The organism is Enterobacter sp. V89_11 (assembly GCF_029967775.1).
Classification (GTDB): Bacteria; Pseudomonadota; Gammaproteobacteria; order Enterobacterales; family Enterobacteriaceae; genus Enterobacter; species Enterobacter ludwigii.
The window spans coordinates 19,139-41,768 of record NZ_JASCAN010000023.1 but is presented as its reverse complement, the minus strand read 5'-3'; the positions used below and the strand labels follow the sequence as shown (position 1 = coordinate 41,768).

Below are 22,630 nucleotides of genomic sequence, written 5' to 3'. Positions count from 1 at the left end.
GGAATAAATGGTCAACGCATGATGCGATCGTCAACGTAGTTACGTTTGTCCGGCGCAGGCGGGAAATACTGATACAGCCAGGTCTCACTGATCGCATCCCCCTGACAGCGCAGGAACAGGCGCATATCCACCGGTTCGGTCGAATCCGAGGTAGGATACCAGTCGAACAGAATGCGATAGCCGTCAAACGGCTCAACGTAGAGGATCTCAACCTGCTTCGCTTCACCGCTGGAGAGGGTAATGACCGGCTCAATGCCTTTTGGCGCGGCAGCTTTCAGATCGCCCCCTACGAAGTCGATAGCAAAGCGACGGGCCCACACTTTCGGGTAGTTTTCGCCCGGCGCCCAGCCTTCCGGGAACCCACCCATACCGGTACGGGTCGCGAAGACATTCGCCAGTGGGGAACGGACCGGCGGCATGGCGCTCCAGTAAAGACGGTATTTAAAGTCCAGCTCATCGCCCGCTTTCACCGGTTTTTCTGGCTGCCAGAAGCAGACCACGTTATCCAGTGTTTCACCCGTTGTCGGGATCTCCATCAGGCCAACCGCACCTTTACCCCAGTCGTTACGCGGCTCCACCCAGAGGCCCGGGCGTTTGTTATACCAGCCCATGACGTCCTGATAATGCGAGAAATCGCGATCGAGCTGGAGCAAGCCGAACCCTTTCGGGTTTTTGTCCACAAACGCATTGAACTGCAGCTTCTGCGGGTTGTTCAGCGGACGGCAAATCCACTCCCCGTTACCGCGCCACATGGCGAGACGGTCGGAGTCATGAATTTGCGGGTGGATGGTATCGCACATGCGGCGTTCGTTTGTACCGCAGCTGAACATACTGGTCATCGGCGCAATGCCGAGCTGCTTAATGTCTTTACGCGCATAGAGATGGTTTTCCACCTCCATGATCACCTGGCTCTTCTCGCAGTGGATCACGAACTTATACGCACCGGTGATGCTTGGGCTGTCCAGCAGCGTATAGACGGTGAAGGTAGTGTCGCCCGGTTTGACGGTTTCGAACCAGAACGCGGTGAAGTCAGGGAACTCTTCCGGCGTGTTGGTAAAGGTATCCACCGCCAGACCCCGCGCGGAAAGACCATACTGATAGGTATCATCAACCGCACGGAAATAGCTCGCCCCAAGGAATGAGACGATATCGCGACGCGCCAGTTCCGGTGCCTTGAAGGCGCGGAAACCGGCAAACCCAAGATCGCTTTGCCCTTCCAGCTGCTTCGTATCAACACCGGTTTCACCGTAGCTGAACAGCTCAGGACGGAAGTGGATTTCGCGCGCCTGTGACGTTGACTGATCCAGCGAGAACATGCGCACGCGGCGACGGAAACCCATGCCCATATGGAAGAACTGCACGTCCAGCTGACGGCCTTCAATATTATTCCACAGTGACTGTTTTTCATCGTAACGGATGGCGTTATAGGCCTGCGGCGTCATGGTCGCCAGCGTGTCCGGTAACGGTCGCGGTGCTCCGCCCCACGGGGTTTTCGCCAGGTCATGGGCCATGGATTGCAGTACGGAGAAATCAAAACGACGGCTCTGACCGTCAGCAATGTCAGAGTCAGCAGCGTAAGCCGCTTTGGAAAACAGGGAAGCAAGGCCAGTTGTGCCGCTCAGGGCTGCCATTGCCAGCGAGCCTTTTAGAAAACGTCTGCGATTCATGCCTGGAAAAACGTCCTTATGGTCGTGTGAATGTGTTTCGCACTCGGCGAAATGACGGCAGGAAAGAACGCACAGCCTAAACAAAAATGGTTAAGAATCCAATTGTTGGGCGGCGATTATCTGTACAAAGTGCGAAATATTTTCTGTCGACCAGAACGACCCGAAAAAGGTGTAAAGAAAGGTATAAAGACGTGTATAAAAATGCCCCGGCTGGACATCGTCAGTCGGGGCAAATGAGGCGGTTATTTTACGCTGACATCGATACCTGGGAAGTACTTATCAGCGAGTTTAGCGATCGTGCCATCGGCACGCACTTTATCAATTGCGGCATCAAGTTGCTTTTTGGTGGCCTCGTCCCCTTTACGCAACCCAAAGCCGATCCCACTGCCGAGGATAGTGTCGTCCGACACCGGTTTGCCGATAAAGCCAAACCCTTTCCCCTGCGGCTTGCTGAGGAAACCTGCCTGCCCGGCCGCGGACATGACCAGCGAGGCGTCGATACGGCCATTCAGCAGATCGCCCCAGGCCATATTCTGATCTTTATAAGACACCACGGTGACACCCTGCTTTTCCCAGTGCTCTTTCGCGTAGGTTTCCTGAATAGAGCCCTGCAGGACACCGATGGTTTTGCCCTTAAGCCCCGCGGGCGTTGCCTCTACCGCGGTACCGGCCTTGCCGACGAGCTGCGACGGGATGCGGTAAATCGGCTGGGTAAAATCAATACTTTTACGTCGCTGTTCGGTGATGTTCATCGCCGAGTTAATGGCATCAAATTTCTTCGCCACCAGACCCGGTATTAACGCATCAAAAGAGGTTTCAACCCAGGTGCATTTCAGCGCTGCGGCTTTGCAGATGGCATTGCCCAGCTCAACGTCAAACCCTTCCAGTTCGCCAGCAGCATTTCGGCTTTCAAACGGCGGATATTCCGCCTCCAGCCCGTACCGCAGTTCGGTAGCCGCGAATGACGAAAACGTACACAGCAATCCCATGCCGACAACTAACGCGCGTAATTTCATCTCCAACTCCTTAGCGTGGTTTAACCCGACACAGGGCCTGGGCACCTGCCCGTAACGTCGCCTCATCTTTCGCAAAAGAGAGACGAATCAATTTATTATCCGTACCATCCGCATAAAACGCCGACAGCGGAATGGTGGCCACTCCATACTCAACGATCAGCCGTTTCACCAGTTCACTGTCGCGCTCATCGCTAAACTGGCTGTAGTCGGCCAGCAGGAAAAACGAACCGGCGCTCGGCAAGAGTCTGAACGGTGATGCTTCCAGCAAACTTTGCAGCAGATCGCGTTTGCGCTGATAAAACGCCGCCAGCGACAGCCAGGTTTGCGGGTCAATCATGTGCTCTGCAAACGCATGCTGCATTGGCGTATCGGCAGAAAACATCAGAAATTGATGGACTTTACAAATCTCATCCATCAGTACCGCCGGAGCAACACAGTAACCCACGCGCCAGCCGGTCACGTGATAGGTTTTTCCGAAGGAAGAGATAATGACGCTACGCTCCGCCAGCTGCGGATGTGTCGCCATACCGTGGTGCGGTTCACCATCAAAGACGACGTGTTCGTACACTTCGTCAGACAAAATAATGATATCGGTATTGCGGGTCACCGCCACCAGCTGCTGCAGGTCCTCTGCTGAGAAGACCTGCCCGCTCGGGTTGTGCGGGGTATTGATGATAATCATGCGCGTGCGCGGAGTGATCGCCGCACGGACTTCATCCCAGTTGACGGCAAAATCCGGCACCGTCAGTTTAATGGCAACCGGCGTGGCCCCCTGCAGGCGAACAATCGGGGCGTAACTGTCAAACGACGGTTCAAAGTAGATCACTTCGTCGCCCGGGTGCACCAGCCCGCTGATCGCCGAATAGAGTCCTTCACTGGCACTGGCGGTGACCAGCACTTCGCTGGCCGGGTCATAGTGCGTGCCGTAGAGGGTGGCAATTTTATCCGCAATACGCTCTTTAAGGGGCTGCAGGCCGGTCATTGCCGCGTACTGGTTGTGCCCTGCCTCCATCGCCCGGGTCACCCCGGCGACCAGTTTGGGATCGCAGGAAAAATTGGGTGCACCCTGAGAAAGATTGATGGCGTTATGCCGGGCGGAGAGCTGGCCGATAACGGTAAAAATCGTGGTCCCCACATCGGGTAATTTGGAACGGGTGTGCACCGGAGTGTGTAACGTCATCCTCTTTCCTTTCTCATGATGAATGCATAACTATTCAAACAACAAGTCAGTTGTCGGGACAATCGAATTGTTGTCATAATAGCCATGAGAAAAACGCATACCTGAGGTGGTTAATGTCGCGCCGTTCGCTCCCGCTTAATGCCATCGACGCCTTTTTAGTCACCGCGCGTCATCTGAATCTGACCCATGCCGCAACAGAGCTCTGTCTGACGCAGGGAGCCGTAAGTCGCAAAATCGCCACCCTTGAAGCGTGGTTCGGCTTTCCGCTGTTCGAGCGCCATGCGCGCGGCCTGCGCCTCTCCCCACAGGGCAGCGCCCTGCTTCCGGAATTGCAATCCACTTTTGAAACGCTGCTGACCCTGGCCGATCGGGCCCGTACCCAGCAAACCGTGATCCGACTCAAAGCACCCACCTGCGCCATGCGCTGGCTGGTGCCTCGTCTGCTGGAGGTGGAGCGTGAGCAGCCGGATCTGCAGATCGCACTGACCACTACCACCGACCATAACGTCAATTTCAAAACGGAATCTTACGACGCGGCCATTGTATTTGGCACCCATATGAGCGCGGGCGATCTGCTGTTTGAAGAGGCGTTAACCCCGGTAATGAGCCCCCTGCGAGCAGGTTGCGAACTGGGTGCGTTAACCTTCCTTCACCCGACACGGGATAAGACAGACTGGTCATTGTGGCTGGCGAAGCAGGAAGGCCCGGGGGTTGTTATGCACAAAAATCAACACTTCGACACGATGGACCTTGCCATCACGGCCGCCATTCAGGGGCTGGGGGTGGCCATTGCTGACGAAACGCTGGTGGAAGAAGATGTCCGCGCCGGGAGGCTGGCGCGGCCTTTTGCGAGCAGCATTAAAACGGGTGCGAGCTACAGACTGGTTCTGCGCGAATCGCCTGGCCAGGAAAATGGGCTGGCGGCGTTTCGCGCCTGCCTGCTCAGTCGAGGCTCACATGGTGTTTCATAACGCGCTTAAAGAGGCTCATGCGCGCGCGCATAAAGCGGTTTTCAAGCCTGAAACCTGCATGTTTATTCACGCCGATACGTAGCAGCACGTCCCTTCCTTTTCGACAGGCCGGCCAGTGCGTCGGGCCAGGAAGACTTTCCCGGTGACCGGCGTCACGCGCAAAACTCACCCAATAATCTGCAACCTGCGCTGCGAATTGCCGGTCTCGCGCATTAACGTAGTGGCAGGAAGGCTCAATCTCACCAAGGGTGTCAAACACGTACGGCACCTCATTACCGTGCCAGGCACCGTTGATATAGGTTGCGTGCTCTGCTTCCGCCACATAGTCGAACCAGTAACGCCAGCACAAGCCGCCCACGCGCTGCTGGGCCTGCATCACCACATATCCCATGGTGGTAAAAGCCATATCCCGGCACACCTGCCTGCCAAGCTCCACATCCCCTTTCACACCCGGATAGAGCAGTTTGATCAGCCCCAGTCCAAAGCGACGTTCACGGCGAAGCTTCTGGATCTGACCGGCGAGATCGATACCAAATACCGCCATCACGCTGGCTTCGTCACTGTTCGACCCGATCATCACCGGAACAGGATGCTGACGCGCGGCAAAGAACACATCGAGCATTGATTCCGGCAGAACACAGTCTCCGACGATGGGGGCCGGGGCGATGTTCAGCGGCGCGGCCAGCGGCCAGAACGCTTCGGGGGGAATGGCACGTAACTGTTCTGCTGACGCCTCCTCAAGGCCGAAATGCGCCGCCAGCGCTTCCCCTTTTTGCAGGGCCTGTTCCCGCGGCGTATCCGGCAGGGTGTATCCGCTTTGCACAATCGCCTTGTGGAAGAGTCCCTTCGCCAGCGGAGACGCCAGCAGCGACAGCACGCTGCGCGCGCCGGCGGATTCGCCAAACAGGGTCACGTTGTCAGGATCGCCACCGAAAGCGGCAATATTCTCCCGAACCCATTCAAGGGCAGCGATCTGATCCAGCAGCGCAAAGTTATGCACCACCCGGTCTTCTTCTCCCTCCAGCGCGGGATGGGCAAAAAAGCCAAGGTGACCAAGACGGTAATTGATCGTCACAACCACCACGCCACGCGTTGCCAGCGCCTTACCGTTATAGGGCGGCAGGCCACCCGCGCCAATGGTAAACCCCCCGCCGTGCAGCCAGACCATGACGGGAAGCGGCGTCGGGCGCTCGACGGGTGACCAGACGTTAAGATACAGACAATCTTCTGAAAACCTGCCGGGATCGCCACCGCCTAACGCCTGGCAATACTCACTGTTCTGCCAGCTTGAGGGCGAAAAAGCGGTGGCCAGACGCAGCCCCTCCCAGCGTTCAGGCGGCCGTGGCGAACGCCAGCGCCAGTTGCCAACGGGAGGCGCCGCATAGGGAATACCACACCAGAGATGAACGTTTTCATCCGTTAAACCAGACAGTGCGCCCTGGCGCGTTTCAATCACAGGGGCGGAGGGATTTTGCATAACAACCTTCTGTTTCCATCACACCCCAGAAGAGTAACGATTTCAGAGCAAACCGCAACGCTGTTTGCTACGGATTTCAGCTTCCTGATAGAGCATGAACTCATCGTACACTGGGCAACCCAGCGCCGCTTCGAACGCGTCGCGACTGGCGTTACCGTGGCTACGCGCCTGGGTTTCATTGCCCAGATTCGACTGGAAAATCCCTGCGGCACTGACCGGGAGGAAATCTTCATAGGTGATCGGCTGAGCGACAACCCACCCGCGCTCAATTAACGGCTGTGGATCGTCTCCCGGACGAAACGCATGTCGATGCGCTTCCCCGGATGGCGTCAGGCGATAGCGGAAATAGGCGAGTTCCTGACGGCGCATCAACAATTCGCTGTCCGGGAAGGCGCTGAAGATCTCGCGCAAATGGAGCTGGTGCGTCATGTTGTCTTTACCGGTACCGGCCTCTGCAAGCAGGCTGTCATAAAGCGCACGACCTTTTGGCGTCAGCGCCACGCCGCGCTGTTCAATTTCGCCAAAGCGCGCGGTATGCGTTCCTGTATGCTCCCCGGCAAACAGCACCGGCTCTTCAAGCGCTTTAAAGCTGGTCTGGCGCAGTAATACAGGAACCTCGCGGCGCGGTGGTCCTTCAATCAGAATTTTGGGTTCAATCCCGTACTTCGGCATCAGCTCCTGCACCCGGTCAATATCCAGCGTACGTGGCGTGAGGTGGTTAATATGGCACCCCGGGAAACAGACCACATCCGCAATCAGTCGGTGCTCGTTATGCAATGCCAGATAGGTCTCCTGGTCGACCGTCGCATGACGATGCCAGCGGAAGGTTTCTAACGCCTCCTGGACAAACGCCTGCGCCTGCGCATCCGTAAAGTGCCCTTCTGCCTCATGCAGCGCGATAAGCTCCAGACAACGCGGGGTAAAGATATTGCGGTGAGACAGGATCTCCGCGGCACGCTCACGCAGGACGACGTTGTCAATCAATTCGAGGCGCAGCAGCGAGGTAAAGATACGAAACGGATTTCGGCACAGCGCCGCATCATCGACCGGGCGGAACGCCGTGGAGTGGACGGGCACGCCCGCCTGAGAGAGGTCGTAATAGCTGACCGGGTACATGCCCATAATGGCAAACATACGACGCAAGGTCGAAAGCTCTTGCGCGGTACCCACGCGGATCGCCCCGTGACGCTCCACATTCAGGCGCGCCAGTTCATCCGCGTTCGCCAGTTGTTCATGTAATAGTGGGTTATTTTCCAGAACCGCCAGGTTTACGTCCGCAACCAGGTCGAGCAAGGTGCCGTACTGCGGAACTTCCTGCTGGTACATCGCCGACATAGCCTGCGAAAAGTGTTCCCGAATATCATCAGCCGTGATGGTGTTCGCCATGATGTCATGCCTCCAGTGAATATTACCTGGAGTGTAGAGAAACCCGTTCCCTCTGGGGGGAAGAATTTCCGATTTGTGATCTTAAGACAGGAGTGGTTAAAGCGTGTGCTGGCCTGCCCTGACACCCATATGACCTGGCAGATTCACCTTCTCTAAATGTAGATTCACCTTCTCTAAATAAAGCGTTTTCTGATCAAACTGTATTATTAATAACCTCATCGCTTAACCATTAAGAGGTAATAAATAGCATTATCTTAAGAGGTAATATCTCATTAAAAACAAATATCAGTGGCATATATCTTATTTCGTTAACGCAACAAGCGGATTTTCAATATTTCTCCTTAAGATTAGTCTGTAATTTTTAGACTGCCGCACGCGCTTCAGGCATAAACAATGCAAGAAAAACAGTTATCCTCTGCGGCTCGCGGATTAACTCCATGAAGACAGGCAGTTAACCGCAAGCCATCCAGGATATATTCATATTAAACGAAGCGTTAACCATCAGAAATATCTCAGCAACGAAGCGATGGTTTACAAAACATATTTGACGAATATGAAACACCGACTAAAGTTATTATTCGAACGACGAGTGATACGGAATATTTTCGTATCTTAACTGACATAACCAATATATGAGGTTTAATATGGCAGAGCATCGTGGTGGTTCCGGTAATTTCGCACAAGACCGTGAAAAAGCATCAGAAGCTGGACGTAAAGGTGGCCAGCACAGCGGCGGTAATTTTAAAAACGATCCGCAACGCGCATCTGAAGCAGGTAAGAAAGGAGGAGAAAACAGCCACGGTGGTGGCCGTAAAAACTCCTGATCTGATGTAAATCTCTTTTATTTAAAACAGAGAGCATGCTGCGGGCCTCCAGGCTCGCAGTACCCCTTCTTTATTTTACCGGAGCGTAATGATGAATATGAAAAGTGTCGAAGATGTGTTTATTCACCTCCTGTCCGATACCTACAGCGCTGAGAAGCAGCTGACCCGCGCGCTCGGCAAACTGGCTCGTGCTGCCTCCAGTGAAAAACTGAGCGCAGCCTTTAGTGCACACCTTGAAGAGACGCAGGGACAGATTGAGCGTATCGACCAGATTATCGAGCAAGAATCTGGCCTTAAGCTCAAACGTATGAAGTGCGTAGCAATGGAAGGCCTGATTGAAGAGGCCAATGAGGTCATCGAGAGCACCGAGAAAAATGAGGTGCGTGACGCCGCATTAATTGCCGCAGCACAAAAAGTGGAGCATTACGAAATTGCCAGTTACGGTACCCTCGCCACATTAGCAGAACAACTGGGCTATAAAAAAGCCGTTAAACTTCTGGCAGAAACGCTGGAAGAAGAGAAAGAAACCGATCTTAAACTTACCGACCTGGCCGTAGGCAATATTAACCAAAAAGCGCAAAAATGACGCTATAGCAAAGGTTAAATAAAATGAGCATCAGTCCCAGGACTATTAAACGGTGCCATTTAACGGCAGCAATAATATGGTTCATACTCGCTATCCCTTCCGTTTTATGGTGGAAGAGCAGCGTGCTATGGGTCATTATCATCAGTATCTACGCCAATATTGTCGGCCATTTATCTGGCTACAGTGCTGCGCGTGCCGATCAGGCTGCTGAGAGTGAGACCAAATAAGCGACACCATAATGAGGACATTATAATGAATCACGTAGAACACTACCATGACTGGCTACGCGATGCCCATGCGATGGAAAAGCAAGCCGAATCTATGCTGGAATCCATGGCCAGCCGTATCGATAATTATCCCGATGTTCGCGCCAGAATTGAGCAGCATATTAGTGAAACAAAGCGACAAATTACCTTACTGGAAGAGATCCTCGACCGTAATGATATTTCTCGTTCGGTTTTAAAAGATTCAATGAGTAAAATGGCGGCGCTCGGACAATCCATTGGCGGGATGTTCCCCTCTGATGAGATCGTCAAAGGGTCTATCAGCGGCTATGTTTTCGAACAGTTTGAAATAGCCTGCTACACCTCCCTGCTGGCCGCGGCCAAAAAAGCGGGCGACATGGCTTCCGTGCCCGCCATCGAAAGTATCCTGGCGGAAGAGCGCGAGATGGCCGACTGGCTGATTCGCCACATTCCACAGACCACCGAACAGTTCCTGCTGCGTTCAGACGCATCCGGTGTCGAAGCAAAAAAATAACCTCAGGAGAGAAGACATGTTTCGACACGTCAAACAATTACAATATACGGTTCGGGTTGCCGAACCGAATCCCGGCCTTGCCAATTTATTACTGGAACAATTCGGCGGCCCTCAGGGCGAGCTGGCCGCCGCCTGCCGTTACTTTACTCAGGGGTTGAGTGATGACGACCCGGGTCGTAAAGATATGCTAATGGATATCGCGACCGAAGAGTTAAGCCACCTTGAAATTATCGGTACCCTGGTGGGTATGCTTAATAAAGGGGCTAAAGGCGCACTGGCGGAGGGCGTGGAAAATGAAGCCGAGCTGTATCGGTCCATGACCGAAAACGGTAACGACAGCCATATCACCTCCCTGCTTTACGGTGGCGGTACTCCGTTGACCAACTCCGCCGGGGTGCCGTGGACGGCGGCTTATGTCGACACCATTGGCGAGCCGACCGCCGATCTGCGCTCAAATGTGGCAGCCGAGGCCCGAGCGAAGATCATCTATGAACGGCTGATTAACGTCACGGACGATCCAGGCGTGAAGGATGCGCTGGCGTTTCTGATGACGCGTGAGGCAGCGCATCAGCTCTCCTTTGAGAAGGCGCTTCAGTCCATTCGTAATAATTTCCCTCCGGGAAAACTGCCGCCAATCGAGGAATACACCAACAAGTACTACAATATGTCTGAAGGTGGAGAGGTTCGCGGAAGCTGGAACAGCGATAAACATTTCGACTACGTTGAATCCCCCCAACCTGCCGTTGACGGCGGTGACGGGAGTGCAAGCGTGACGCTGACGACCGAACAGGCCACGCTGGTCAAAGCGATGTCGGCCCGCACGAAGTCCGATCCACATTCCGACCCGCTGACCGGTGCCGAACTGGGTGCCGGGAAGAAAAAACCGTAACCAATTTTGCCAGGCAGCCCCGGACTGCCTGGCAATCCTCGTGCGCAACAGTTCCAGAGGTACGGACCATGTTCGAACTCGACGCATTTCATCTCGCCAGAATCCAGTTCGCTTTTACCGTCTCGTTTCATATTCTATTCCCGGCGATCACCATCGGTCTTGCCAGCTATCTGGTGGTGCTAGAAGGGATGTGGCTTCGCACCAAAAATGAGGTGTGGCGCTCGCTGTACCATTTCTGGCTAAAGATATTTGCCGTTAACTTCGGTATGGGGGTCGTTTCCGGTCTGGTCATGGCCTATCAGTTCGGCACTAACTGGAGCGGATTCTCACAGTTTGCCGGCAGTATCACCGGCCCCCTCCTGACCTATGAAGTCTTAACCGCCTTCTTCCTCGAAGCCGGATTTCTTGGCGTGATGCTGTTCGGCTGGAACAAGGTCGGCCCGGGCCTGCACTTCTTCTCGACCTGTATGGTCGCGCTGGGTACGCTGATGTCCACCTTCTGGATCCTCGCCTCCAACAGCTGGATGCACACGCCCCAGGGGTTCAGTATTCAGAACGGTCAGGTCATTCCAGAGGACTGGCTGGCCATCATTTTTAACCCCTCCTTCCCTTACCGTCTCATTCACATGGCTATCGCCGCGTTCCTGAGCAGCGCGCTGTTTGTGGGGGCGTCGGGCGCATGGCATCTGCTGCGCGGCAACGACACGCCCGCGATACGCACCATGTTTTCCATGGCGATGTGGATGGCCCTGCTGGTCGCGCCCATTCAGGCCGTCGTCGGTGATATGCATGGCTTGAATACCCTCGAACACCAGCCGGCCAAAATTGCCGCCATCGAAGGTCACTGGGAGAACCCGCCAGGCGAAGCGACACCGCTGCTGCTGTTTGGCCTGCCGGATATGGAGCAGGAGCGCACCCGCTACGCGCTGGAAATTCCTGCCCTTGGCAGTCTGATTCTGACCCACAGCCTGGATAAACAGGTCCCGGCACTGAAAGACTTCCCGAAAGAAGATCGCCCGAACTCACCGATTGTTTTCTGGTCATTCCGCATTATGGTCGGCATGGGTCTGCTGATGATCACGCTGGGTCTGGTCAGCGTCTGGCTACGCTATCGCCATCGACTCTACCAGTCGCGGCCCTTCCACTGGTTCGCGCTGTGCATGGGACCGGCGGGCCTACTGGCGCTGCTGGCCGGCTGGGTCACCACCGAAGTGGGTCGTCAGCCGTGGGTGGTGTATGGCTATCTGCGCACGATCGACGCGGTCTCGCTGCACAGCACGCTGCAGATGAGCATCAGCCTGCTGGCCTTCTTTGTGGTCTATTCGTCGGTGTTTGGCGTGGGCTACGTCTACCTGATTCGGCTTATCAAGAAAGGTCCGCAGCCCGTTGATACCTTGACGTCAAATACCTCGGGCACCCCTGCCCGTCCGCTGTCTGCCGCTGAGTCTGTTCCGGAACAGGAGAGAAAATGATGGGCGTCGATATCTCAGTTATCTGGTTTGCCATCATCGTATTCGCCACGCTGATGTATATCATCATGGATGGCTTTGATTTGGGCATCGGGCTGCTTTTTAACTTCGTGGGCGATGCCAGAGAGCGTGACGTAATGGTCAACAGCGTAGCGCCGGTGTGGGACGGCAACGAGACCTGGCTGGTGCTCGGCGGTGCGGGGTTATTCGGCGCGTTTCCGCTGGCCTATGCGGTGATTATCGATGCGCTGACCATCCCTCTTACCGCCATGTTAATTGGCCTTATCTTTCGCGGCGTGGCCTTTGAGTTCCGCTTTAAGGCAACGCCTTCGCACCGCAAATTCTGGGACTACGCCTTCGCCGGCGGCTCTTTGCTTGCCACCTTCAGCCAGGGGGTGGTGGTGGGAGCAGTGATTAACGGCTTTGACGTTGAGGGCCGGCGTTTTGTCGGCTCCGCCCTTGACTGGTTAACGCCCTTCAATCTTTTCTGCGGCATCGGGCTGGTAGTGGCCTACACCCTGCTCGGTACCACGTGGCTTATCATGAAAAGTGAAGGCGCGTTGCAAAACCGCATGCGTGAACTGACCCGGCACGTGCTGCTGGCGCTGGTGGTGGTGATCGCGGTGTTGAGTATCTGGACGCCGCTCGGCTGGCAGTACGTTGCCGACCGCTGGTTTACCTTCCCCAACTTCATCTGGTTCCTGCCGGTTCCCCTGCTGGTAGGCGTATTTAGCCTGTGGATCTGGCGACTGACGCGCAACCCGGCCAGCCACTCGCGTCCCTTCCTGCTGACCCTTGGGCTGATCTTCCTCGGATTTAGCGGTCTGGGCATTAGCCTGTGGCCTAACATTATTCCGCCGCACATTACCCTGTGGGAGGCTGCGGCACCACCGGCCAGCCAGCTGTTTATGCTGGTCGGAACGTTACTGATTATTCCGGTGATTCTGGTGTACACCGCCTGGAGCTACTACGTTTTCCGGGGCAAAGTTTCCGACACGGAAGGTTATCACTGAGGTGAACTATGGCAGACTGGCATACCCGAGCCATTATTTATCAGATTGATACTGCACTCTTTTATGATTTAAACGGCGATGGCTGCGGGGACATCGCCGGGATTGGCGCAAAGCTGCGCTACATTCGCCGCATGGGGGCGACGGTTATCTGGATCACCCCTTTCTACCTCACCCCGTTTCTGGATGAAGGCTACGACGTCAGCGACCATCTGCAGGTTGATCCTCGCTTCGGAAAGCTGGCCGACATTATCGCCTTTATTGAACAGGCCCGGGAGCTGGGTATGCAGGTCATTATTGAGCTGTTGATTCAGCACACCTCGGACGCCCATCCGTGGTTTCAGCAGGCGCGCCGCAACCCAACTTCACCTTTTCGTGACTACTATATCTGGTCGGATAATAACGAGGACGATACCTCCCCGATGTTTCCCGGCGTGGAAGAGAGCGTCTGGACATGGGATGACGAGGCCGGGCAATACTACCGACATATGTTCTATCACCACGAGCCCGACCTGAATCTGACCTGCCCCGCGCTGCTCAACGAGATCGAAAATATTATCCTCTTCTGGCTCAAGCTCGGGGTGTCGGGCTTTCGCCTTGATGCCGCAACGCACCTGACCGCGCAGGCAGGCGGCGGTGACGAGAAAAAGGGGTTATGGATCCTGGAGCATATGCGCCGCCTTATTGAAGCACGTAATCCGGAAGCGATCCTGCTCGGTGAGGTGGACGTCGACGTGGAGGCGTATAAAGACTATTTCGGCGAAAATAACCGTCTGAATCTGGTGCTGAATTTCTGGCTCAATAAGTATTTCTACGTCAGCCTTGCCAGGAAAAGCGCCCGACCGCTGCGCAATGCCATAAGGAAGATGATTGTCCCGCCTGACTCGTGCTGCTTTGCCAACTGGCTGCGCAACCACGATGAGTTAGATCTGGAAGGGATTGGTAAAAAAGAGAAACAGATTGTGGTCGACACCTTCGCCCCTGACGAAGAGATGAACGTCTACCAGCGCGGGATACGACGCCGTCTGGCACCGATGTTAAAGGGCGATCAAAAACGGCTGGCGTTCTGCCACGCGGTGCTCTTCTCACTCCCGGGCGTGCCGGTCATGCGCTACGGCGATGAGATTGGCATGGGTGATGATCTGACGCTGGAAGAGCGCTATGCCGTGCGTACGCCAATGCAGTGGGCGGGGTCAGAGGGCGGTGGCTTTTCAGCAGCGGATCCTGAGCGGTTTATCGCCCCGATCATCGATCGCGGTCCCTGGCGTTATCAGAAAATCAACGTGGCCGATTCCCTGCTGCACCGCAATTCCCTGCTGCACCGGATCATCGACATGGCCAATACGCGCTCTGAATTTCCGGAGATTGCTGTCGCACCGTTTCGTCTCATCAATATTGATGATGACGCGGTACTGGGCATTTATTACGAAGCCGAAGCGCGCAGTATCCTGACCTTCGTTAACTTTAGCGACAAGCCGGTCCAGTTTACCGCCCGCGGGATCCGTCACGCCACCTGGACCGCCTGCCTGGCGGATAAACGCTATGACGACACGCTGATCTGTGGCAAAACCGTCCAGCTTACCCTCAGCGGCTACGGCTATCGCTGGTTCTGGACTAACCGTAGCGCGCTGCGCTGATTACCTTTTACGCCGGGTCATGAGCCGCGTCAGCACAACGCCCGCCACCGCGAGGGAGCCTAACAGGACTTTCCCGGGCACACCTGACGTGATCGCCGTGGCGCGGTTTTTCGCTTCCGGGGTAAAACGCCCATGGATTTTGTGCAGGTCGTTGACCGGCTGGTCGAGATAATCCTGGCGATCCCGGTCATTCAGATCGTCAGTCATCTGACCTTCCCAGGCCTTCTTCACCATCAGCCGGTCCAGGAAACCCGGGAAGAGGAATTGTCCGACGATCGACTGAATGGTACTGCTGCCCACCCACAGTTCGCGCACCGGTTTTTGCGCGACCTTAAAAATCGCGCTCGCGGCAACTTCAGGCTCAAACACTGGCGGAACCGGACGCATAGCCCAGGCGAATTTGTTTCTTGCCCAGTCAAACTGCGGTGTATTCAGCCCCGGCATCTGCACCATTGAAAGCTGCACCCGGCTGTTCTCATGCATCAGTTCCGTGCGCACCGCATCGGTGAATCCCCGAATCGCCGCTTTGGCGCCGCAGTAGGCCGATTGTAACGGGATCGAGCGGTAGGCCAGCGCGGACCCGACCTGAATAATCACGCCGCGATCGCGTGGCACCATCAATTCCAGCGCGGCACGGGTTCCGTTTACGAAGCCAAGATAGGTCACGTCAGTGACGCGGCGAAATTCATCCGGCGTCAGGGTACGAAACGGTGCCAGCACCGCACCCATCGCATTGTTAACCCACACATCAATCGCGCCGAGGCGATATTCAATCTCGTTTGCCGCGTCCACCACCGCCTGGCTGTCGGCGACATCCGCCTGTACCGCACAGGCTTTGACGCCAAATCGCGTTAACTCCTCCTGGGTAGAGTGCAGGCTTGTCTCATCGCGGGCAATAATGCCCACATCGTAGCCTGCCTTTGCGAAGTGCAGCGCCGTTGCCTTTCCCACACCCGCCGTACCGCCGGTAATGACAATCACAGCCATAGAACCTCCGCGTTAATTTACTCGTTATCCCAGCCTGATAATCTGGTCACTAATTCAGACAATGAATACTGCACCGCCTTCTCAACCACATCCTGGCAGTCGCCGGAAAACAGGACGGTACGGGTTTCCGTGTGTCCGCGAAGGTTCCAGGCGAAGCAAACGGTCCCTGCCGCCGTGCCATCGTCGCCCCCTTCTGGCCCGGCATAACCGCTGATGGCAATACTGACATCCGCCTGGGCAATTTCCAGGATCCGGGCGGCCATTTCGGTCACCGTCTGTTCACTCACGGCCGTATACCGTTCAAGGGTCTCAGGACGCACGCCCAGAATGCGCTCTTTTGCGCCGTCACTGAACACGACCAGGCCGACATCATAAAATTCGGCCGTGTTCTCTTCAGCACAAAGGGCGACGGAGAGTTTTCCGCCGGTGCAGGATTCTGCCGTGGTTAAGCGAAGCCCTAAGTCTGTTAATTTGCTCGCCACTTTTTTGGTCAGTTCGGCGACGGTATAATTGTTATCATGGTGAAGGTTGCTCATTTCGTGGCCTCTTACTTCTCAAAAGGAATGATTGAAATATGGCCATTGCGTTCAAGAATGGCATATTTAATTTCACTCAGCTGCGTAACACCATTATTCTGGCGTGCCGATACCAGAATATCATCACAGGAAACGTCGACTTTTTTGAGTTTATCTGCTAACGGCACGCCGTTCTCAACCAATATCACCGGAGTGCCATCAAGAATATTTTCTACCGGTGAGAAATATTTTTTCATTATCCCAAAGATAATATCCACTACCACCAGCGTGGTAATGGTAATCATTGCGCCGGTGACCGAAAAATCTTCCCCGAGCAGCGCCTGTTGCGTCGCCTCACTGATAATTAACAGGAGAATCAGATCAAAGCTGGTCATCTGCAGCAAAGCGCGCCGTCCGGCAACTTTAAATACCACGACGAGGAACAGGTAAATAGCCAGCGCACGAAAGACCATATCCATATCAGCCTCCTACGGGTAAATAAATTGCCAGAAAGGGATTTCCGGCTCGTTGTTTATGCGAACGACATTGTCCCATTTACCTGCGCGTGCAGGGGTCGTGAAAAGTAAGACAGAGAAGTTGTCGGACATTTTCAGGTTGTTATAAACAAAAAAGAGCGTATTCCCGCGACTGAACATGCTGTCCGGTTGCGGCCAAACGCTTCCTGGCTCGTAAACATCGTTGCTCTCGCTGGTCACACTCAGGGTGTATTTCCCTTCTGTTCTAACCGGGAATGAAAGGTGGATCTTCGACTCCGTCTGGCGTCGACCAAAGCGCTCGTAGTTGATGGTCAGCGACTTTGCCGAGTTTGTTCTTTGCGTATCACTCACCACTCCGCTTGAAAAGAAGCCCGCTATCGCCGCAACGATAATGGCCAGCAGGACAATAAAACCCACCTGACGAAATCCATATTCAAACGTCAGCAATCGGTAATTCTCATCTATCCCAGGTAGCTTATCACTTTGACGCTTCATGGCGGCCATCACCGTTTCGCTTATTAACCGATATTTTTGATTTCAAAAGCGAATGTTTTTAAGACTTATCACATTTGCCACATAAAGGAATAGCAACAATACTTAATAAGTCAAGACACACAAAATGAAGGATATCAGATGAAATTATCGCTTATTTCCGCTTTTTTGATATTTCTGGTACCGGCCGCATGGGCAGATAATAACGGCGGGTTACAAAAAGGTGAAGCACCGCCACCGCCGCACGCACTGGATAGCGGTTATCGTGGAACCGATGACGCACGAATTATGACCATCGATCATGCAAAAGAAATGCATGATGGTGCGACTATTTCATTACGCGGAAACCTTATTGACGGTAGCGGCGATAAGTTTGTATTCCAGGATAAAACCGGAAAAATAGACGTTATTATTCCCCAGGCAGTATTCGACGGCAGAACAGTAAAACCCGATCAGATGATCAGTATCAACGGATCGCTTGATAAGAAATCATCGCCGCCTGTCGTGCGCGTCGATCATTTGCAGAAATAATTCAGCGAAGCGTTAACGCTGCAACTATCCATCAAATCTCACCCCTTGGCTTAAGGAGTCAGCTATGAGTGATACTACACAACGTCAGAACGCTTACCCGCAACCCCCTTTCCCGGAGCAACCGCAAACGCCGCCGGGACTGGCATCAGAAATGCAACCCGTACCCGACCACGGGGAAACGAGCTATAAAGGGCATGGCCGCCTTGCCGGCAAGAAAGCATTGATCACCGGAGGCGACTCCGGTATTGGTCGCGCAGTCGCGATCGCTTACGCCCGTGAAGGGGCTGACGTCGCAATTAACTATCTGCCTGAAGAAGAGAAAGACGCGGTTGACGTCATTGAGCTTATCAAAGCGGAAGGACGCATTGCCGTCGCGCTGCCGGGTGACATACGTGATGAGACGTTCTGCCAGAATCTGGTAGAAGAGGCGGTGGCCAAACTGGGGGGACTGGACATTCTGGTGAATAACGCCGGTCGTCAGCAATACCGGGAATCCCTTGAAGAGCTTACCACGGAAGATTTTGACGCGACCTTCAAAACCAATGTCTATGCGCCTTTCTGGATAACAAAAGCGGCGCTGCGCCATCTGAAACCGTCGGCCTCTATCATTAATACTTCCTCGGTCCAGGCGGTTAAGCCCAGCCCTGTGCTGCTGGATTATGCCCAGACAAAAGCCTGTCTGGCGGTATTCACCAAATCCTTAGCGAAACAGCTTGGGCCAAAAGGAATACGCGTCAACGCGGTTGCCCCGGGTCCTTACTGGACGGTGCTGCAATCCAGCGGCGGCCAGCCGATGGAAAAAGTGAAAGAGTTTGGGGGCGATACCCCGCTGGGGCGTCCGGGTCAACCTGTTGAAATCGCACCGCTCTATGTCACGCTGGCCTCGGATGAATGTTCATTTACCTCCGGTCAGGTATGGTGCTCTGACGGCGGTGATGGCGTGATTTAACCCGGCTATACACTGACGTAACGTTCTCAATGTGCTCGAAAAGAACAAGGACGTTCTTCCTCTCCCCCCTGCCAAAAAACATGTTGTAACTCAAACAGATCAAATGTTAAAAATATTTTGCTATCAAGTTATCAAAATTAAACAACTTAGCTTGTCACCCGCATCGCTCTGTTTTTAACATCGCCTATGGAAAAAAATGGTCTGTTCAGTCAGCGCATACGCTTGCGCCATTTGCATACATTTGTGGCCGTCGCTCAACAGGGAACGCTGGGGCGAGCGGCTGAAACTCTCAACCTAAGCCAGCCTGCGCTCTCCAAAACGCTGAACGAGCTGGAACAACTCACCGGAACCCGTCTCTTCGACCGCGGTCGGCTGGGGGCACAACTCACCCTCGTGGGTGAACAATTTCTTACGCACGCCGTCAAGGTTCTCGATGCGCTGAATACTGCCGGACAGTCGCTTAACCGCAAAGAGGAGCACGCCACGGAGATTGTGCGCGTGGGTGCCCTGCCAACGGCGGCACTCGGCATTCTGCCTCCGGTCATTGGGCAGTTCCACAAACATCAGCGGCATACCACTATTCAGGTTGCCACCATGAATAACACCATGCTGCTCGCCGGGCTAAAATCCGGCGAACTGGATCTCGGTATCGGGCGCATGTCCGACCCCGAGCTTATGGGCGGGCTTAACTACGAGCTGTTGTTCCTGGAATCCCTGAAGCTGGTCGTGCGTCCCGGTCACCCCCTGCTGCAGGATACGGTGACGTTAAGCCGCGTAATGGAGTGGCCGGTGGTAGTATCCCCAAAAGGCACCGTTCCGCGTCAGAACGCCGAGACACTGCTGCAGATGCAGGGCTGCTCACTGCCTTCAGGTTGCATCGAAACGCTGTCGGCCTCGCTTTCGCGCCAGCTTACGGTGGATTATGACTACGTCTGGTTCGTTCCCTCCGGCGCGGTGAAAGATGATCTCCGCCAGGGCACGCTTACCGCACTGCCGGTAACGTCGCCAGGTGCGGGCGAACCTATCGGTATATTAACCCGCGTGGATACCCCGCTCTCCCCGGGTGCGCAGACGCTGCTCAGCGCCATCCGCAAATCCATGCCTGCCTGAGACGCCTTTACAACCTCAACCACTAACCCGTCCTGTCGACGGGTTTTTTGTTTCTGTGGTCAAAAAATGCGAAATCATCCATTAACAATTGCGTAAAACAATTTAACAGTTTTATCATAGCCTCGAATTCACCAAATGGTTCGCATGCTATTTGTTAAACAGGAATTCAACCGCACATGATGCGGATAAACCGTATAAAACCTCATCCCCCTCCGCGATTATTACCCAATTGGTACATATTCGGCACCGTTCCGCAACGCGGGGGATTTAAAGGAGACAGAAATGGCATTTGGCAGCGCGCCACGTGGGATACCCCGTATCCTGCAGTGGCTCCTTGCCGGACTGATGACGCTCATCGGTCTGGCTGTTGGCGGCTTAGGTTTAAAGCTTGTTACCGTAGGCGGAAGTGGGTACTTCCTGATCATGGGCGTGGCGATGGTGATTGCCGCCGTCCTGATTTTCATCAACCGCGCCAGCGGGATCGTCCTCTATGGCATCGCGTTTATCGCCTCGCTGTTCTGGGCCGTCAGCGATGCCGGATGGGATTTCTGGCCGCTCTTCTCGCGCCTCTTTACGTTTGCCGTGCTGGCCTTCCTCTGTGCCATCGTCTGGCCGTTTATGCGCGCAGCAAACCACAACGCCCCGAACAAAGCACCGGCGTTTGGCGTCGCGGCCGTTCTGGCGGTCGTGATGCTGGTGAGCCTCGGCTGGATGTTCAAGCCGCAAACGCTGGTGGCGGCGAATGAGCCGGTACCGGTAAAACCGGTCGCACCGGGTCAGGAGCAGAAAAACTGGGCGCACTGGGGCAATACCACCCACGGTGACCGCTTCGCCGCCCTCGATCAAATTAACAAACAAAACGTGAACGATCTGAAGGTGGCCTGGGTTGCCCACACGGGGGATATTCCTCAGAGCAACGGCTCCGGTGCGGAAGATCAGAACACCCCATTGCAAATTGGCGACACGCTGTATGTCTGTACGCCGTACAGTAAAGTCCTGGCGCTGGACGTCGACTCCGGTAAAGAAAAATGGCGTTACGACGCGAAAGCCTCGGCACCGAACTGGCAGCGTTGCCGCGGTCTGGGTTATTTTGAAGACCACAGCAGCGTGACAACGTCACAGGGAGATACACAACCTGCGGCCTGCCCTCGTCGTCTGTTCCTGCCGACCACCGATGCGCGACTGATTGCCATCAATGCGGATAACGGCAAAGTCTGTGAAGACTTTGGCGATCGTGGCACCGTTGACCTGAGCATCGGGATGGGGGAAATCAAGCCGGGCTACTATCAGCAGACCTCCACGCCGCTGGTCGCGGGGAATGTGGTGGTGGTCGGCGGTCGTATCGCGGATAACTTCTCCACCGGTGAACCGCCGGGCGTCGTGCGTGCGTATGACGTTCATACCGGTAAGCTGGCATGGGCATGGGATCCGGGTAATCCGCAACTGACCGGCCTTCCACCGGAAGGACAGACCTATACACGCGGCACGCCGAACGTCTGGTCTGCCATGTCTTACGATGCAAAACTGAACCTGATCTATCTGCCAACCGGCAACGCCACGCCAGATTTCTGGGCGGGTGAGCGTACGGCGCTGGATGACAAGTACAGCTCCTCCATCGTGGCGGTGGACGCCGCCACCGGCCAGGTGCGCTGGCATTTCCAGACCACCCACCACGACCTGTGGGACTTTGATCTCCCTTCCCAGCCGCTGCTGTACGATTTACCCGACGGTAAAGGTGGCACCACGCCGGTGCTGGTGCAGACCAGCAAGCAGGGCATGATCTTTATGCTCAACCGCGAAACCGGCAAGCCCGTGGCGAAAGTGGAAGAGCGCCCTGTACCGGCCGGTAACGTTGAAGGTGAACGTTACTCCCCGACCCAACCGTACTCTGTTGGCATGCCGATGATTGGCAACCAGACGCTGACCGAATCGGATATGTGGGGGGCGACACCAGTCGACCTGCTGCTGTGCCGCATTCAGTTTAAAGAGATGCGTCACCAGGGCGTCTTCACCCCACCGGGTCTCGACCGTTCCCTGCAGTTCCCGGGCTCCCTTGGCGGGATGAACTGGGGCAGCGTCTCAATCGACCCGAACAACAGCCTGATGTTCGTTAACGATATGCGCCTGGGACTGGCAAACTACATGGTACCGCGTGCCAACGTGGCGAAAAACGCCAGCGGCATCGAGATGGGTATTGTGCCTATGGACGGTACACCGTTCGGGGCTATGCGTGAACGCTTCCTGTCGCCGTTGGGCATTCCGTGTCAGAAGCCACCGTTTGGCACCATGTCAGCCGTTGACCTGAAATCAGGCAAGCTGGTGTGGCAGGTTCCGGTCGGTACGGTGGAAGATACTGGCCCGCTTGGCATTCGCATGCATATGCCGATCCCAATCGGTATGCCGACACTGGGCGCGTCCCTCGCTACCCAGTCCGGTTTGCTGTTCTTTGCCGGCACTCAGGATTTCTACCTGCGCGCGTTTGATACCGCCACCGGGAAAGAGATCTGGAAAGACCGTCTGCCGGTCGGTAGCCAGTCCGGACCGATGACTTATGTTTCACCGAAAACCGGTAAACAGTACATCATCATCAACGCGGGGGGTGCCCGTCAGTCGCCGGATCGCGGTGATTACGTGATTGCCTACGCGCTACCGGATAAGCAGTAACGCAATAAAAAAGG

The 22,630-nt window shown here is 55.1% G+C and carries 22 protein-coding genes; 13 read left to right on the top strand and 9 right to left on the bottom strand.

What is annotated here, in order from left to right; all coding sequences use genetic code 11:
* Positions 1-11: 11 nt before the first annotated feature.
* The 3 genes from QLG09_RS16335 to QLG09_RS16325 form a co-directional block, all read right to left on the bottom strand.
* Entirely contained in the window at positions 12-1,667 is a 1,656-nt protein-coding gene (locus QLG09_RS16335) for a glucan biosynthesis protein (protein WP_282489083.1), read from the bottom strand.
* Between the two features lie 242 nt (positions 1,668-1,909).
* Positions 1,910-2,683 (bottom strand): transporter substrate-binding domain-containing protein, encoded by a 774-nt coding sequence (locus QLG09_RS16330; protein WP_025204230.1) that lies wholly within the window; start codon positions 2,681-2,683, stop codon positions 1,910-1,912.
* Positions 2,684-2,693: 10 nt separating this feature from the next.
* Positions 2,694-3,863, bottom strand: a complete 1,170-nt coding sequence (locus QLG09_RS16325) for a pyridoxal phosphate-dependent aminotransferase (RefSeq protein WP_014170012.1) — start codon at positions 3,861-3,863, stop codon at positions 2,694-2,696.
* 113 nt (positions 3,864-3,976) lie between these two features.
* Here QLG09_RS16325 and QLG09_RS16320 point away from each other — a divergent pair, with 113 nt between their 5' ends.
* Positions 3,977-4,834, top strand: coding sequence for a LysR family transcriptional regulator (locus tag QLG09_RS16320; protein ID WP_047356516.1), 858 nt, complete (start codon positions 3,977-3,979; stop codon positions 4,832-4,834).
* On the opposite strand, the gene QLG09_RS16315 is transcribed toward QLG09_RS16320, so the two are convergent.
* The gene (locus QLG09_RS16315; protein ID WP_050736770.1) at positions 4,806-6,311 is read right to left on the bottom strand and encodes a carboxylesterase/lipase family protein; all 1,506 of its coding nucleotides are present in this window, start codon (positions 6,309-6,311) and stop codon (positions 4,806-4,808) included. The genes QLG09_RS16320 and QLG09_RS16315 overlap by 29 nt on opposite strands.
* A gap of 42 nt (positions 6,312-6,353) precedes the next feature.
* Entirely contained in the window at positions 6,354-7,697 is a 1,344-nt protein-coding gene (locus QLG09_RS16310) for a VOC family protein (protein WP_014170009.1), read from the bottom strand.
* A 644-nt stretch (positions 7,698-8,341) separates the two neighbouring features.
* Here QLG09_RS16310 and QLG09_RS16305 point away from each other — a divergent pair.
* The 8 genes from QLG09_RS16305 to QLG09_RS16270 all read left to right on the top strand — a co-directional run bounded on the left by QLG09_RS16305 (position 8,342) and on the right by QLG09_RS16270 (position 14,871).
* Positions 8,342-8,521, top strand: a complete 180-nt coding sequence (locus QLG09_RS16305) for a general stress protein (RefSeq protein WP_020884187.1) — start codon at positions 8,342-8,344, stop codon at positions 8,519-8,521.
* A 91-nt stretch (positions 8,522-8,612) separates the two neighbouring features.
* Positions 8,613-9,107 (top strand): ferritin-like domain-containing protein, encoded by a 495-nt coding sequence (locus QLG09_RS16300; protein WP_020884188.1) that lies wholly within the window; start codon positions 8,613-8,615, stop codon positions 9,105-9,107.
* A gap of 23 nt (positions 9,108-9,130) precedes the next feature.
* Entirely contained in the window at positions 9,131-9,334 is a 204-nt protein-coding gene (locus tag QLG09_RS16295) for a hypothetical protein (protein WP_020884189.1), read from the top strand.
* A 25-nt stretch (positions 9,335-9,359) separates the two neighbouring features.
* Positions 9,360-9,866, top strand: a complete 507-nt coding sequence (locus tag QLG09_RS16290; protein WP_014170004.1) for a ferritin-like domain-containing protein — start codon at positions 9,360-9,362, stop codon at positions 9,864-9,866.
* 16 nt (positions 9,867-9,882) lie between these two features.
* The gene (locus QLG09_RS16285; RefSeq protein WP_020884190.1) at positions 9,883-10,755 is read left to right on the top strand and encodes a manganese catalase family protein; all 873 of its coding nucleotides are present in this window, start codon (positions 9,883-9,885) and stop codon (positions 10,753-10,755) included.
* A 68-nt stretch (positions 10,756-10,823) separates the two neighbouring features.
* Positions 10,824-12,227, top strand: a complete 1,404-nt coding sequence (locus QLG09_RS16280; RefSeq protein WP_049023362.1) for a cytochrome ubiquinol oxidase subunit I — start codon at positions 10,824-10,826, stop codon at positions 12,225-12,227.
* Positions 12,227-13,237, top strand: a complete 1,011-nt coding sequence (gene cydB, locus QLG09_RS16275) for a cytochrome d ubiquinol oxidase subunit II (protein WP_282489198.1) — start codon at positions 12,227-12,229, stop codon at positions 13,235-13,237. The genes QLG09_RS16280 and cydB overlap by 1 nt, the downstream gene beginning before the upstream one ends.
* Positions 13,238-13,245: 8 nt before the next feature.
* On the top strand, positions 13,246-14,871 hold the full coding sequence (locus QLG09_RS16270; protein ID WP_068794619.1) for an alpha-amylase family protein: 1,626 nt from the start codon (positions 13,246-13,248) through the stop codon (positions 14,869-14,871).
* On the opposite strand, the gene QLG09_RS16265 is transcribed toward QLG09_RS16270, so the two are convergent.
* The 4 genes from QLG09_RS16265 to QLG09_RS16250 are packed head-to-tail and all read right to left on the bottom strand — an operon-like array spanning position 14,872 to position 17,365.
* On the bottom strand, positions 14,872-15,858 hold the full coding sequence (locus tag QLG09_RS16265; RefSeq protein WP_025204235.1) for an SDR family oxidoreductase: 987 nt from the start codon (positions 15,856-15,858) through the stop codon (positions 14,872-14,874).
* A 17-nt stretch (positions 15,859-15,875) separates the two neighbouring features.
* Positions 15,876-16,394: a 2-oxo-tetronate isomerase gene (locus QLG09_RS16260; protein ID WP_014169998.1), complete on the bottom strand. Its 519-nt coding sequence runs from the start codon at positions 16,392-16,394 to the stop codon at positions 15,876-15,878.
* A gap of 11 nt (positions 16,395-16,405) precedes the next feature.
* Positions 16,406-16,852, bottom strand: a complete 447-nt coding sequence (locus tag QLG09_RS16255) for a YetF domain-containing protein (protein WP_020884195.1) — start codon at positions 16,850-16,852, stop codon at positions 16,406-16,408.
* A 9-nt stretch (positions 16,853-16,861) separates the two neighbouring features.
* The gene (locus tag QLG09_RS16250; RefSeq protein WP_032678124.1) at positions 16,862-17,365 is read right to left on the bottom strand and encodes a hypothetical protein; all 504 of its coding nucleotides are present in this window, start codon (positions 17,363-17,365) and stop codon (positions 16,862-16,864) included.
* A gap of 138 nt (positions 17,366-17,503) precedes the next feature.
* Here QLG09_RS16250 and QLG09_RS16245 point away from each other — a divergent pair, with 138 nt between their 5' ends.
* From QLG09_RS16245 to QLG09_RS16230, 4 genes are all read left to right on the top strand, one after another.
* A complete protein-coding gene (locus QLG09_RS16245; protein WP_020884197.1) occupies positions 17,504-17,893 on the top strand; it encodes a YdeI family stress tolerance OB fold protein in 390 nt (129 codons plus the stop codon).
* Positions 17,894-17,957: 64 nt separating this feature from the next.
* Positions 17,958-18,842: an SDR family oxidoreductase gene (locus QLG09_RS16240; protein WP_014169994.1), complete on the top strand. Its 885-nt coding sequence runs from the start codon at positions 17,958-17,960 to the stop codon at positions 18,840-18,842.
* 186 nt (positions 18,843-19,028) lie between these two features.
* Positions 19,029-19,952 carry a LysR substrate-binding domain-containing protein gene (locus tag QLG09_RS16235; protein ID WP_014169993.1) on the top strand — a complete coding sequence of 308 codons (924 nt, stop codon included), beginning with the start codon at positions 19,029-19,031 and terminating at the stop codon, positions 19,950-19,952.
* A 282-nt stretch (positions 19,953-20,234) separates the two neighbouring features.
* Positions 20,235-22,616, top strand: a complete 2,382-nt coding sequence (locus tag QLG09_RS16230) for a glucose/quinate/shikimate family membrane-bound PQQ-dependent dehydrogenase (protein ID WP_160890622.1) — start codon at positions 20,235-20,237, stop codon at positions 22,614-22,616.
* Positions 22,617-22,630 lie beyond the last annotated feature (14 nt).